This is a genomic window from Duganella sp. CT11-25 (genome assembly GCF_047302815.1).
Classification (GTDB): Bacteria; Pseudomonadota; Gammaproteobacteria; order Burkholderiales; family Burkholderiaceae_D; genus Rugamonas.
The window spans coordinates 2,081,616-2,095,337 of sequence record NZ_JBKBFD010000001.1; the positions used below are offsets into that span (position 1 = coordinate 2,081,616).

Annotated in this window: 8 protein-coding genes; 3 read left to right on the forward strand and 5 right to left on the reverse strand. The window is 64.6% G+C overall.

What is annotated here, in order from left to right; translation table 11 throughout:
- Window positions 1–2: 2 nt before the first annotated feature.
- Genes ACEN9F_RS08710 through ACEN9F_RS08730 form a run of 5 tightly spaced genes read right to left on the reverse strand, consistent with a single transcriptional unit; the run spans window position 3 to window position 10,237 of the window.
- Complete coding sequence (locus ACEN9F_RS08710) at window positions 3–4,124, reverse strand: glycosyl hydrolase 2 galactose-binding domain-containing protein (protein ID WP_413419642.1); 4,122 nt, start codon at window positions 4,122–4,124, stop codon at window positions 3–5.
- A gap of 2 nt (window positions 4,125–4,126) precedes the next feature.
- The gene (locus ACEN9F_RS08715; protein WP_413419643.1) at window positions 4,127–5,332 is read right to left on the reverse strand and encodes a glycoside hydrolase family 27 protein; all 1,206 of its coding nucleotides are present in this window, start codon (window positions 5,330–5,332) and stop codon (window positions 4,127–4,129) included.
- A gap of 12 nt (window positions 5,333–5,344) precedes the next feature.
- Window positions 5,345–6,667 carry a glycoside hydrolase 5 family protein gene (locus ACEN9F_RS08720; RefSeq protein ID WP_413419644.1) on the reverse strand — a complete coding sequence of 441 codons (1,323 nt, stop codon included), beginning with the start codon at window positions 6,665–6,667 and terminating at the stop codon, window positions 5,345–5,347.
- Between the two features lie 20 nt (window positions 6,668–6,687).
- Entirely contained in the window at window positions 6,688–8,952 is a 2,265-nt protein-coding gene (locus ACEN9F_RS08725) for a glycoside hydrolase family 3 C-terminal domain-containing protein (RefSeq protein ID WP_413419645.1), read from the reverse strand.
- Between the two features lie 16 nt (window positions 8,953–8,968).
- Window positions 8,969–10,237 (reverse strand): sugar MFS transporter, encoded by a 1,269-nt coding sequence (locus ACEN9F_RS08730; protein ID WP_413419646.1) that lies wholly within the window; start codon window positions 10,235–10,237, stop codon window positions 8,969–8,971.
- Window positions 10,238–10,509: 272 nt separating this feature from the next.
- Between ACEN9F_RS08730 and ACEN9F_RS08735 the strand changes: the two genes are divergently transcribed.
- Genes ACEN9F_RS08735 through ACEN9F_RS08745 form a run of 3 tightly spaced genes read left to right on the forward strand, consistent with a single transcriptional unit; the run spans window position 10,510 to window position 13,668 of the window.
- Window positions 10,510–11,538, forward strand: a complete 1,029-nt coding sequence (locus tag ACEN9F_RS08735) for a LacI family DNA-binding transcriptional regulator (protein ID WP_413419647.1) — start codon at window positions 10,510–10,512, stop codon at window positions 11,536–11,538.
- A 2-nt stretch (window positions 11,539–11,540) separates the two neighbouring features.
- The gene (locus ACEN9F_RS08740; RefSeq protein ID WP_413427006.1) at window positions 11,541–12,752 is read left to right on the forward strand and encodes an AGE family epimerase/isomerase; all 1,212 of its coding nucleotides are present in this window, start codon (window positions 11,541–11,543) and stop codon (window positions 12,750–12,752) included.
- A 1-nt stretch (window position 12,753) separates the two neighbouring features.
- Window positions 12,754–13,668: a carbohydrate kinase family protein gene (locus tag ACEN9F_RS08745; protein ID WP_413419648.1), complete on the forward strand. Its 915-nt coding sequence runs from the start codon at window positions 12,754–12,756 to the stop codon at window positions 13,666–13,668.
- Window positions 13,669–13,722: the final 54 nt, after the last annotated feature.

Consider the following 13,722-nt stretch of genomic DNA (forward strand, 5'->3'; position numbering starts at 1 on the left):
TGTTACTGCATCAGTTGGCGGATATCCGGCAGCATGGCGTCGGACCAGATTTGGTAGCCCTTCGCCGTCGGATGCAGGAAATCGGCCATCACCTCGCGCGACATATCGCCGTCCGCCTGCAGGAAGCGCGCGCCGTAGTCGCGGTAGATTACTTTACCGCCGTCCTGCAGCGTGGCGATCATGCGGTTAAGTTCCTTGATCTGCTCCCGCTTGGGGTTTTTCGCGGATTGCTCGTAAGGTAGCACACCGTTCAAAAGAATGGTCGCATCGGGATATATCGTGCGCAGCTTCGCCACCGTCGCTTTCACGCCGTCGAACACTTCAGCCGGCGTCGCGCTGCAATGGAAGAAGTTATTCACGCCGATGGTCAACACCACCAGCTTGGGGTGCAGCTTCTCCGCGTGCCCGTTCTGCAAGCGCCACAACACATTGCCGGTGTGGTCGCCGCCGATGCCGAAGTTGGCGGGACGCCAGCCGCCGAACGATTTGTCCCAGACGGCCTTGTTCCAGCCCTCGGTGATCGAATCGCCGACAAACAGCAGGTCGACATTGCCGGCATCCGCAATCGCGGTCTGCTCGCTGAATATCTTCTTCCAGCGCTCCACCGTCATCCACGAATATTCGACCTTGCGTGGCGACGGCGTGGTGCCGCATGCGCTGCCGTCCCCGGTCAGGCCCGTCGAGCTGCCGACCGGCAGCGATTGCGGCGCTACGTTCCAGCCGCGCAAGTCGAGGCGGACATCGCCTTCGGCCTTGAAGGTGGCGGTCACGGTGCGGCTCTCGCCCGGCATCAGGCCGACGTAGTTATCCGAATAGTAGACCGGCAGGATGCGCGTGCCGTCGGCCTTGAACAGGGTCAGCTTGCCGCCCAGCGCCGGCGCGGCGTTGCGGTTGCTGAGCGTGAGCAGCAGCTGGCGCTCGCCCTCGACCGCGGCCTTGCCCCAGCGCGCGGACACGCCCAGTTCCACCGGCGCCAGCTTGTTCAGTTCCTGCTGGTCGGCGCGGGTGGCGCCCGGCCAGTAGACGTTCTGCGAAATCACGTTGCCGTTGGCCTGCTTCAGGCTCAGTTTCAGCACCACCAGCTTGTGCCTGGCCAGCAGGCCGTCGATGCCGATGTCGATCGCCGCCGACGTGCTGACCGCCGGCACCTGCACCGCGCGCTCGCCGTTGGCCACCATCTTGCCGCTCACGTCCCAGGCGAACCACGCCAGCGTCACGCCGTCGAGCGGCGTCGCCGGATTGTTCACCACCATCACCCGGTGATCGGGCAGGTTCATTTGCACGTGTACCGGCTCGGAAGCGCTCTTCACGCCGTAGAAGGCGCCGTGCGTGTCGTAGTCGTGGCTGAGGATCTGCCACATGGTGCTCGGCCACGCGGGCTGCGTCATCCACAGCATGCGGCCGCTGTTCTGGCGCCACAGGCCGGCGTTCATGCCTTCAAAGATCGCACGGTGGCTTTCATAGTTGAGCAGCTGCGCCTTGCGCTCGAAGTCCGCCAGCGAGGCGGGCGCGCCATATTCCGTCGCCATCGCCTCGGTGAAGGACTTGATGCTGCCGTTGCCGTCCGGGTGCCAGTCATGATAGGCGACGGTGTCGCTAAGCGGCCACTGGTCTGTGCCGGGCACCGCTGCCTTGAACGCCTCCAGCGTCGGGAAGGATGGCACGCCGACCTCCACCGAGAAGCCCTTGGCGTGCTCGGTGAAGTAGCTGGCGGGCGCACGGTAGTTATACGGGCCGCTGTTCTGCAGGTTGACGCGGTTCGAGCTGCCGGTGTACCAGCGCGTGCCGTCCAGCTGGTAGATCATGGATTCCAGCGCTTCGTTCAACACCGGCTGCGGCACGCCTTCATTGCGGCCAAACCACAGCACCACCGACGGATGGTTGCGGTACTGCTTGACGACGTCGCGCGCGTTCTCCATGAACAGGTTGACGTCCTGCGGCTCCAGGTTGTAGTCCTGCGTGGAGGCCCAGAAGTCGTTCAGCACCATCAGGCCGTATTCGTCGGCCAGGTCGAAGAAATTCTCTTCGGTATTCTGCCCCACCCAGTTGCGGATGATGTTGACATTGGCGTCGCGGTGCAGGCGGAAGTATGGTTCCAGCCGTTCGCGCTCGACGCGCTTGCGCCAGTCTTCCGTGCCCCAGTTGCCACCGCGCGCGGCGATACGCACGCCATTGACCTTGATGACCAGGAAGGGACTGAGCGCAGTGTCTTCCAGCGGCTTGATCGCCGCCGTGCCTTCCGCCTCCGGACGCAGACCGGTGGCCCAGTTGTTATCGGAGAGCTTCTTGATGGCCTGGTGGCGGCCGTCGGTGATGCGTACCCCCAGCTCCTGGCCCTTGGTGAAGTCGGCCTCCACGCGGCGCAGATGACCACCCTGGTCAACCAGCGACAGCTCATAGGTGACGGCGCGCACGCCGAAGCGCGTGCTGGATTGATCGGACAGCTGGCCGCCCTGCACCACTTCCAGTTTCAGCTCATGCAGGTCCGGCGCGCCGTAGCCGTTCGGCCACCACAACTTGGGATTTCGCAGCTTGAGCGCGGCGAAATCGGCAGGCGTGAAGCGCACGCCATGTTCTCCCGGCGCCAGCGAGACGTCCTTGCTGATCTGGAGCGGCTTCATGCCGCCGTCGCGGCGCGTGATGGTGGCGCGCACGGTCGCGCGCAGCGTCCCCTTCGACAGGTTGGTGAGCGGGACTTCGATACTGACGTCGGCCACGCTGTTGTCGGCTTTCGGCAGCGCGGTGACGACGTGGGCGTCGCCCAGCTTGAAGTCGCGGGTCGCGTGCAGCACCACGTCCTGCCACAGGCCCGTGTTGCGGTCGCGGACGGAAGGAATCCAGTCCCAGCCCTCGGAGGCGATAAAGGTCGGGCCGTCCTGTGCCAGCGTGCCGCCGTTCTCGCCAGCGCCGGCCGTCATCGATTCTTCCTGGGGAATGCCCGGATGCGGCGGCGGCGAGACCTTGACGGCGATGACGTTCTGGCCCTTGAGCTTCAGGTAGGGACTGAGGTCGAAGGTGCCGCGCACAAAGGCGCCCTTCATGTCACCCAGCCTGCGGCCGTTGATCCAGACTTCCGCCTCGTAGTTGACGCCCTTGAAGGTGACGAACAGGTGCTGGCCCGGCTTGAATCCGGCCGGCAGCTCGAACGGCGTGCGGTACCAGTAGTCCTGCTTGTTCAGCGATTCCGGGATGGCCAGGTTGTTGAGACCATAGTCGGGATCGGGATACACGCCGCGATCGACCAGCGTGGTCAGCACCGTGCCCGGCGTGGTGGTCTGGTACCAGCCGCCGGCATCGAATGCGGACGAGGATATCTGCTCCGGCCTGGCGTTGACTTGCGGCGCGGCTTGCAGCTTCCACGATTTGAGCGTCCACCGGTTGGCGGCGCTCTGCACCAGCGGCGGACCGCTGTATGCAGGCTTGGCCACCGGCGCCTGCAGCGGCGAGCCGGATTTCGGCAGCGTCCACGGATCCTGCGGCGCAAGCTGGCCGAACATCTGGCGCACCTGGATCGGCCACGACGGGCTGCCGGTTTCAAAGTTGATCAGCGCATCCTGCGGCTTGGCGGCGGCCTGCGCGCGCAACGCGCCCTCGTCCAGCGCCTCGCCGTTGACGACGAAGCCGGCGATGCGTCCGGCATAGCCGGTAGCTGCCTTGCCGCGCGGGCCCAGCGAGACTTGCTTACCTGCTTTCGCCAGCCTCATGTCCCGCCGCGCCACCACGCCGCCGTTGGCGTACAACGTCACCTGCTTGCCGTCGTAGCTGGCGGCCAGGTGAAGCCAGGCCCCAGGTGTCAACGATACCGTGGAGCGCACTTCCACACCATCGGCGCAGAAGGAGAACGCGCCGTCCACGCTGCACAGGAACCAGCCCAGTCCCGCCGCATCGGCCACGCCTGCGATCAGCGTGCGTCCCGGCGCAGGTTCGGATGGTTTGAACCAGCCGCTCAAACTGAACGGCCGCGCCTCGCCGTTGCCAAAGATATCGCCTTGCGAGGCCTTCTTCAGCAAGCCATCGCTCGCCGCCGGGAACTCCGCGTTATACGGCCCCCATTGATTCGCCGCCTGTGCGCCGGACCATGCCAGCGCCGCCAATACCGCACCCGCCATCAACTTGTGATTCATACTTATCCCCGCGCCTTGAGGCGCAACAGCAGCACGCTATGCGGTGCGATTCTGGTGTCGAGTTTCTTGCCGGTGTCGCCGGACTTGCCGCCCCAGACGTCGGTCCAGCCGTAGACGGTTTTCTTGAAGTCGGCCTCGCGCTTGCTCAGGTCATCGCTGACATGGTGCTTCCGCCAATCGTAGCTGATGACCGCCGGCTGCTCGCCGCGATTGAGCACCATCAGCGCCCATTCGCCGTCCGCCATGGGCTTGGCCCAATATTCCAGCTGCCCGCCGTCCATGAACCTCCAGGCCGGCACGCCCAGCTTGTCCTGGCTGATCGCGATCACGTCCTTGTTGGTCAAGATGAGGCGCGTGGACTCAGGCATGCTGCGCAGATCGTTCCCCAGTATCAGCGGCGACGCCATCATCGCCCAGATCGCGAAGTGCGCGCGGTCCTCGTCGCCGGTCATCCCCATGCCGACTTCCAGCATGTCCATGTCGTTCCAGTGCCCCGGTCCGGCGAACTTGCGCAGGCCCGCCTGCTTGTCCAGGATGCGCATCACGCCGAGCGACGACCACGAGCCATGACTGAATTCGCAATCCCAACATGGGTAGATATCGCCGGTGGTGCGCCACGAATGGCCCACGTCCGCGGCCCAGTCCCAAGGCTTGTTGTCGCCCCACTCGCACATGCTGAACAACATCGGCCGGCCGGCGCTGCGGATGGCGTCGCGCATGGTGGTGTAGGCGCCGACCGCGTTCAGTCCCTTGCTGTCGCACCAATCGTACTTGACATAGTCGACGCCCCAGCCGGCATAGGTGATGGCGTCCTGGTACTCGTGGCCTCGGCTGCCCGGACGGCCGCCGCAAGTCGTTGCGCCGACGTCCGAATAGATGCCCAGCTTGAGCCCCTTGCCGTGCACGTAGTCGGCCAGCGCCTTCATCCCGGACGGGAAGCGCTCGGCGTCCGGATGGATCACGCCATCCTTGTCGCGCTTGCCGTGCCAGCAGTCGTCGATGTTGACGTACTCGTAACCGGCGTCCTTCAGGCCCAGCTTGACCATCGAATCCGCCGTGTCGCGGATCAGCTGCTCGTTGATATTGCAGGCAAAGGTGTTCCAGCTGTTCCAGCCCATCTGCGGCGTCGCGGCCAGTCCTTCGAACTTCTGCGCATTAGCGTTCGCGCAGGCGATAGCCGCTAATAAAATTAGCCATAAGCGTTTCATGCGATGGACTCCTTAGCGTTTGATCGCGTGCAGCTTGTCCGCATACTCTTTGATCAGCAGCAGCGAGCTGACATCGGAGTCGAACACGGAATACAGGCCTTGCTCTTCCTGCGGCGGATCGCCGACGAAGTCGTTACCCGGCTTCCACCAAAAGTCCGGATTGGCCGCGCGGCCCGCACCGCCCCATGCCCAGAAGTTGAAGCCGGCGATAGGATCGCCCTTGGCCGCGCGCTGGCTGATGATGTCGAACACCAGGCGGTAGTAGCGGTCGCGGATCTTGGTGGTGGACTTGATGCTGAACGATGGGCCGTCGCGGTCCAGCCCAAACTCTTCCAGCACGATAGGCTTGTTCAGTTTCTTGGCCATTTCGATGTGGGTATTCAGATAGTCGCGGCTCTTGGCGACGGCGTTGTCCCAGCTGCCGGACGGATCCCTGGAGTCGAACCAGCCCCAGTTCTTGGGCCACAGGTGGTAGGTCAGGTAGTCGATATTATTGGTGCGGTGGGCATCCAGGTAGAGCTGGCCGTCCTGCGCCGATCCGGCCAGGCCTTCGCTGCCGCTGCTGACCAGGTGATTCTTGTCCAGGCTATGGATGTAGCCCGCCACCTCGTCCACCCACTTGACGTAGACCGCCTTCTCCTCCGGCGTCGCCTTGCCGTTGCCGGGACGCGGCTCGTTGGCCAACTGCCACGACATGATGTTGGCATCCTCGGAGTACGGCTTGCCGGTGATGGTGTTGACGCGCTTGACGATCCTGGCGATGACGTTGCGGTACTCGGCCTGCGCGGCGGCGTTGCGATAGAAGCCGGCGGTCTTTTTCATGTAGGTGTCGTAGTCGCCGGTGACGTTCGGGTCCAGCGCCGGCGTTCCTTCAAACCAGTTCAGGTACTGCGTCATGCCGCCCGACCATTGCCAGAAGTTGTTCAGGTAGAGCACCACGGTCATGTCGCGTTTGGCCACCTCCGCCATCAGGAAGTCCAGGCCGGCCAGCAGGTCTTCGTCGTACTGGCCCGGAGCGGCCGTCGTCGCCGGACTGACGGCGCTTTTCATCTCGGTTTTTTCGGATACCGCCAGCACGCGCAGGTTGTTGATGCCCAGCGCACGCATGTTGTCCAGTTCCTTCAGCAGACGGGCGCGTTCGCCCACGCCGCTGGCGGCGCCCAGGTAGCCGCCGTACCAGAAATTGGCGCCGGCGATGTAGTAGGCTTGTCCCTTGCGGGCGAAATGCGTGTTCTTGACGGTGACGAAATCGCCCTTGGCGGCGGGTGCGGCTTCGACGATGCCGCAGACGCCTATCATTAGGGCGGCGGCGCAGAATTTGTACAGTTGCTTCATTTGTCTCGTTCCTTTTCTCTTTATTTTCCGTTGACGTTCAGCGTGCGCGCCGGCAGCTGCACGGTGATCGTGGCCGCCTTCGCGTCCGCCGCGTCATGCGCCAGCAGGATCTTGTAGCCGCCCTTGGCGATGCGCCAGGTCTTGCTGCGGCTGTCGAACATCGCCAGCAGGCGCGGATCGACCGTCACGCTGACGTCCTTGCTTTCGCCCGGGGCCAGTTCCACCTTGTCCCAGCCGGCCAGGCGCTTGGGCGCTTCCCATTTGACGCCCTGCGGCGCGACGTACAACTGTGGCACATCCTTGCCTTTGACGGCGCCGGTATTGGTGACATTGAAGCTCAAATGCAGCTTGCCGTTCTTCTGGTTGACGGCCAGGCCGGAATACGTGAACTGCGTGTACGACAGGCCGTGACCGAACGGGAACAGCGGTTTCAAACCTTTCAGGTCGAACCACTTGTAGCCAACCGCCGCGCCTTCATGGTAGTTGACCGTAAAGCGCACTGCTTCGTTCTTCGGATCGCCGTCCAGTTTCGGACGCGGCAGCTGGCTTTCCGACGCCGGGAAGGTGGTCGGCAGGTGGCCCGATGGATTGACCTCGCCGAACAACACGCGGGCGATAGCCTCGCCACCGCCACTGCCGGCATACCAGGCTTGCAGGATTGCGGCGCTCTGGTCCACCCACGGCATCAGCACCGGACCGGAGGTCTCCAGCACCACCACAGTTTTCGGATTGGCCCTGGATACGGCGCCGATCAGCGCGTCCTGGTTGTCCGGCAGCGACATCGATACCGCGTCCAGCGCCTCGCCCACCCACTGCTGCGCGAACACCAGCACCACGTCGGCGTCGGCGGCGGCCCTGGCCGCGGCGGCGGGATCCAGGCCATCGTTATAGGTGACGGTGGCGCCCGGCGCGCGCGCCTGGATCGCTTTCATCGGCGAGGATGGATGGTAGAGCACAGGACCCGGCCAGCTGGTCGGGGCGATGCCGGGCACCGCGTTGCCGCCGATCGGATACACCAGCGACGAACCGCCGCCGGCCAGCACGCCAACATCCGCATGGGCGCCGATGATGACGATCTTCTTGACGCCGGCCTTCAGCGGCAGCACGTTGCCGGCATTCTTCAGCAGGACCATGCCCTCTTCGGCATCGGTACGGCTGACCAGCGTGTGCGCGGCGAAATCGATGGCGCCGCCTTCGGCCACTGGATGATCGACCACGCCCTTGTCGAACATCGCATACAGCACGCGGTACGCCATGTTGTCCAGGCGCGCCTGCGGCACGTGGCCGTTGGCGACCGCTTCCTCCAGCGCACCGCCGAAATACTGCGACTTATCGAACTCCCAGCCGGAATGCTGATCGAGGCCGCTGTTGGCCGCTTCGACGGTGCTGTGCGTGGCGCCCCAGTCGGACATCACGAAGCCCTTGAAGCCCCAATCCTTTTTCAGGACCTGATTGAGCAGGTAATCGTTCTCGCAGGCGTAGACGCCGTTCAGGCGGTTATACGAACACATGACCGAACCGGGATCCGCCTGCTCCAGCAGGAACTGGAAGGCCAGCAGGTCGGACATGCGGTTGCTGGCGTCGTCGATGCGCGCGTCGAGCACGAAGCGGCCGGTTTCCTGGTCGTTGACGGCAAAGTGCTTCATCGTCGCGATCAGGTGGTTGGACTGGATGCCCTTGACCTGCTGCGCCACCATGGTGCCGGCCAGCAGAGGATCTTCGCCTGCATATTCAAAATTGCGGCCGTTGCGCGGCTCGCGCAGCAGGTTGACGCCGCCGGCCAGCATCACGTTGAAGCCGGAGGCGCGCGCTTCCGCGCCGATCATCGCGCCGCCCTTGTAGGCCAGCTCGCGGTCCCAGGTGGCGGTGGTGGCCAGGCCGGACGGGAGCGAGGTGCGCTCGCGGGGCGTCTTCGATGCCTGGGTGGCGACGCCCAGGCCGGCGTCGGTCTCGAACAGGGCCGGGAGGCCGAGGCGCGGCACGCCGGCGATATAACCGGCAGAAAACGGCAGCGCCGCCGGATGCTTCTTGGTCTTGGTGCCGAAGTCGGAGCCGAAGTGGCCCAGCACCCAGGTCAGTTTTTCTTCCTGCGTCATCGCTTGCAGCGCCAGCGTGGCGCGCTTGTCGGCGCTCAGGGACTTGTCCAGCCACGGACGTGCGGCGGACGCGGCTTCGGCCGCATACGCCGGCAGCGCGGTCGCCACGGTAATGATGGTCACGGCGGCGGCGGTCAGCGCCGCCGCCAGCGCGATGGCCAGCGGGCGCAGATTCAGGTCGGAACTCATGTGATGTCTCTCTCGATCAGCGGTTGGCGTACATGCCGGCGTACTTCAAGCCGAAGTAAAGGATGAAGGTATAGCAGGCGGCAGGCACGAAGAACGACGGCTGCAGTCCGATGGTGTCGGCCATCAGCCCTTGCGCGAACGGCACGACCGCACCGCCGACGATGGCCATGCACAGGATGCCGGAGCCCTGGCCGGTCTGCTTGCCCAGCTTGTGCAGCGCCATGCTGAAGATGGTCGGGAACATGATGGAGTTGAACAGGCCGACCGCGATGATGGACCACATGGCCAGCTGGCCGCTGCCGAAGATCGCCGTCAGTATCAGCACGATGGAAGCCGTCGAGTTGAAGGCAAGCGCCTTGCCTGGACTGACGTAGCGCATCACGCCGAAGCCGATGAAGCGGCCGACCATGGCGCCGCCCCAGTAATAGCTGACATAGTGCGCGGCCGCGCCGGCAGGCAGGCTGGCGACATTGGCGTCGCCCAGGAAGTTGATCAGGAAGCTGCCGATGCTGACTTCTCCACCGACGTACAGGAAGATGCCGATGGCGCCCAGCACCAGGTGGCGGTGCGCCAACGCGGACTGCCCGGCCGGCGCGGGGACGCCGCCCTCTTCGTCGGCGTGGCTGATCTTCGGCAAGCGCACCAGCGCGAACAGGATCGCCAGTGCCAGCAGCGCGGCGGCCAGCACCAGGTACGGACCCTGCACGGCCGCGGCTTCCTCGGCCTTGGTCTTGACCAGGTTGGCCACGGCAGGCGCGCCTTCAGACAGGATCAGCATGCCGCCGAGCGCCGGCGCGATGGTGGTGCCCAGCGAGTTGAATGCCTGCGTCAGCGTCAAGCGGCTGGAGGCGGTGGCCGGCGCACCGAGCACCGTCACATAAGGATTGGCCGCCACCTGCAGTATCGTGATGCCGCTGGCCAGCACGAAGAACGCCAGCAGGAACAAGGCATAGCCGTTCATCGAAGCAGGATAGAACAGCGCGCAGCCGCCTGCCGCCAGTACCAGGCCGCTGACCGCGCCGCGCTGGTAGCCGATGCGCTTGATCAGCATCCCGGCGGGCAGCGAAACGATGAAGTAGGCGCCGAAGAAGCAGAACTGCACCAGCATCGCCTGCACATAACTGAGGGTGTAAATCGATTTAAGGTGAGGAATCAGCACGTCGTTTAGCGACGTTAGCAGGCCCCACATGAAGAACAGCAGTGTGATGATCACCAGCGGAACGGTATTGCTACCCTGCTCCGTATGGTCGTGAGGGCGCAAAGCTGCCGATGCAACGTGTTCCATAAGACTGTCTCCTGTATGGATGGTTTTTATATTAATGAAAAGATTCTGCATGCGCGCCGTCAGCGGGTCAAACAACAAGCGGATTTTGGTCGCAGTTTAGCCATATTCACTAAACAAGCTTACCCGGACGTTGCGCGGCCCGGACCGGAGTAAAGACCGCTAAAACTAGCGTGTTTAGTAAATTGCGCTAAACTTTTCAGTAAAGTCGATGTGTCGTTTGACCATGGCTGGACGCCTATGCAAGACTGCATTCATAACAAAAGGAGACTCGATTGGGCACGAATGTCACGATCAGGGATATCGCCCGCGTCGCCGGCGTGTCGGCGGGGACTATTTCGCGCGCACTGAAAAACGAACCCGGACTGACCGAAGCGACCCGCCAGATGGTGCTGGAAGCGGCACGGCAGCTGGGCTACGATTTTTGCAAGCTGCGCCCGAAACGGCTGCGCCGCCTGACGTTCCTGCTGCACCGCCAGCACAACACCGCATCGAGCAGCCCGTTCTATTCGCCGGTGCTGCACGGCGCGGAGGAAGCCTGCCGCAAGCAGGGTATCGTGCTGTCGTTCATGGCGGTGGGGCCGGCGGACGGCTTGATCGACCAGATCCGCATGCACGCGCCGGACGGCATCGTGTGCGCCGGTTTCTTCGAGCCGGAAACGCTGAGCGCATTGCGCTCGACCGGCAAGCAGCTGGTGCTGATCGATATGCAGCTGCGCGGCTACAGCTCGGTCAATCCGGACAACATGATGGGCGGCTACCTGGCGACCAAGCACCTGATCGATACCGGCCGCACGCGGGTGGGATTCATCTCCGGTCCGCTGTCGCACTACAGCATCCGCGAACGCGCGCGCGGCTACCGCCAGGCGCTGTTCGAGGAGGGCATCCTCGCCGACCCGCGCCTGGAAGCGGGGCTGCCGGATGGCGTCGACCTGGAAACCGGCGCCTGGGAAGCGATGGAGCAGTTGCTGGCCCTGCCCCATCCGCCGGACGCGGTGTTCTGCTACAACGACAGCGCGGCGCTGGTGGCGATGCGCTGCTGCCTGGCCAAGGGGCTGAAGGTCCCGCACGACATCGCGATCGTCGGCTTCGACGACATCTCGACCGCCGTGCTGGGGCATCGTCCGCTGACGACGCTGCGCATCGATAAGAAAGCACTGGGCGCGCTGGGCGTGGAAATGCTGCTCAACGGCCCGCACGACGAACCGGTCGAGAAGATCGCACCGGTGGAATTGATCATACGCGCCAGTACCGTGTTCGACGGCTGGCGGCCGAAGAACCTTGTAACCTTCAAACGGACCTGATGATGGCCCCTGATTTTCGCTCCCGCACCACCCTGCTCGACCACATACGCCACACCAAGAACTTCTACGACGACCGCTGCGTAGACGCCAGCGGCGGCCTGTATCACTTCTATAAAGACGACGGCGCGATCTACGACGCCCACACCCGCCACCTGGTGAGCAGCACGCGCTTCGTGTTCAACTACGCGATGGCGTGGCGCCGCTTCGGCGACGCCGCCGACCAGCAGCGCCTGCGCCATGCGCTGGCCTTCCTGCGCGATGCGCACCGCGATGCGGCCACCGGCGGCTACGCCTGGCAGCTGGACTGGAACAACGGCGAGCGCCGCGTCACCGACGGCACCAACCACTGCTACGGCCTGGCCTTCGTGCTGCTGGCCTACAGCCACGCGCTGATGGCCGGCGAAACCCAGGCCCGCGCCTGGATCGACGAGACCTTCGCGCTGATGGAGCTGCGCTTCTGGGATGCCAGTCATGGCCTGTACGCCGACGAGGCCAGCGCCGACTGGTCGACCCTGGATCCGTACCGCGGCCAGAACGCCAACATGCACTCCTGCGAAGCGCTGATCGCCGCCTTTGAAGCGACCGGCGAACGCGCTTACCTGCTGCGCGCCGAAACGCTGGCGCGCAACATCACGCAACGCCAGGCCGCATTGGCCGACAATATGATCTGGGAGCACTACCACGCCGACTGGTCGGTCGATACCGAATACAACCGCCACGACAAGAGCAATATCTTCCGCCCATGGGGCTACCAGCCCGGCCACCTGACCGAGTGGGCCAAGCTGTTGCTGCTGCTGGAGCGCCATGCGTCCCAGCTGGACGGCAATCCCGACTGGCTGATGCCGCGCGCGGTCGAACTATTCGACGCCGCGCTGGCCAAGGCCTGGGACCACCAGCACGGCGGCATCTACTACGGTTTCGCGCCGGACGGCAGCATCTGCGACGACCTCAAATACTTCTGGGTGCAGGCCGAGAGCCTGGCCACCGCCGCGCTGCTGGCGGCGCGCACCGGCGAGTCGCGCTACTGGACCTGGTACGACAAGATCTGGACCTATAGCTGGGAACATTTCGTCGATCACCGGCACGGCGCCTGGTACCGCATCCTCGGCACCGACAACAGCAAGCTGACCGATGAGAAGAGCCCCGCCGGCAAGACCGACTATCACACCATGGGCGCCTGCTACGAAGTCCTCAACGTGCTGACGAAGGACTGAAATGGCGCACCTCCCTTTATTCGTTGCGGCGGGCGAAGCGCTGACCGACATGATCGTGCAGGACCCCGCGCAACAACAATGGTTCAGCCAGGTCGGCGGTTCGACCTGGAACGTGGCGCGCGCCATGGCCAAACTGGATGTGCCGACCGCGTTTGCGGGCGCCATCAGCCGCGACGTCTTCGGCGACGCGCTGTGGCAGGCCAGCGAAGCGGCAAAGCTTGACCTGCGCTTCCTGCAGCGCTACGACCACTCGCCGCTGCTGGCGATCGTACACCGCACCGATCCGCCGGCCTACTTCTTCGTCGGCGACAACAGCGCGGACCTGCAGTTCGACGCGGCGCAACTGCCGCATGGCTGGAGCGCGCAGTGCCGCTGGGTGCACTTCGGCGGCATCAGCCTGGCGCGCCAGCCGCTGGCCGGCAAGCTGGTGGCGATGGCGGAGCAGCTCAAGCTGCAGGGCGTGCGCGTCAGCTACGACCCCAACTACCGGCTGCTGATGGACCGCAGCTACGATAGCACGCTGCGCCGCATGACCGAACTGGCCGAAGTGGTCAAGGTGTCGGAGGAAGACCTGGCCGGCCTGTTCCGCACCGACGATATCGGGACCGCCTTCGCCACGCTGCGCAGCTGGAATCCTGCCGCTACCTACTTATATACCAAGGGCGGCGACGGCGCTGCGCTGCACATCGGCGACGACGCCTGGCATCTGCCGGCGCCGAAGATCGAAGTGGTCGACACGGTCGGCGCGGGCGACGCCAGCATCGCGGCGCTGGCCTGGAGCATGATGCATCGCGCCGACGCCGCGCCATTGCAGCACCTGCGCTTCTCGGTCGCGGCCGGCGCCGCCGCCTGCCTGGCGCCTGGCGCATCGCCGCCGTCGCTGGCGGCGATCGAGGCGCTGCTGGACCGCGCCTGATACATATCGATACATATCTCAAGAGGAAGCGCGCATCGGCGTCATCGGGATGTC

What these genes read in the sequence shown, in the direction of transcription:
- ACEN9F_RS08710 (WP_413419642.1), bottom strand. Translation starts at nt 4,124, where the DNA reads ATGAATCACAAGTTGATGGCGGGTGCGGTATTGGCGGCGCTGGCATGG.
- ACEN9F_RS08715 (WP_413419643.1), bottom strand. Translation starts at nt 5,332, where the DNA reads ATGAAACGCTTATGGCTAATTTTATTAGCGGCTATCGCCTGCGCGAAC.
- ACEN9F_RS08720 (WP_413419644.1), bottom strand. Translation starts at nt 6,667, where the DNA reads ATGAAGCAACTGTACAAATTCTGCGCCGCCGCCCTAATGATAGGCGTC.
- ACEN9F_RS08725 (WP_413419645.1), bottom strand. Translation starts at nt 8,952, where the DNA reads ATGAGTTCCGACCTGAATCTGCGCCCGCTGGCCATCGCGCTGGCGGCG.
- ACEN9F_RS08730 (WP_413419646.1), bottom strand. Translation starts at nt 10,237, where the DNA reads ATGGAACACGTTGCATCGGCAGCTTTGCGCCCTCACGACCATACGGAG.
- ACEN9F_RS08740 (WP_413427006.1), top strand. Translation starts at nt 11,541, where the DNA reads ATGGCCCCTGATTTTCGCTCCCGCACCACCCTGCTCGACCACATACGC.
- ACEN9F_RS08745 (WP_413419648.1), top strand. Translation starts at nt 12,754, where the DNA reads ATGGCGCACCTCCCTTTATTCGTTGCGGCGGGCGAAGCGCTGACCGAC.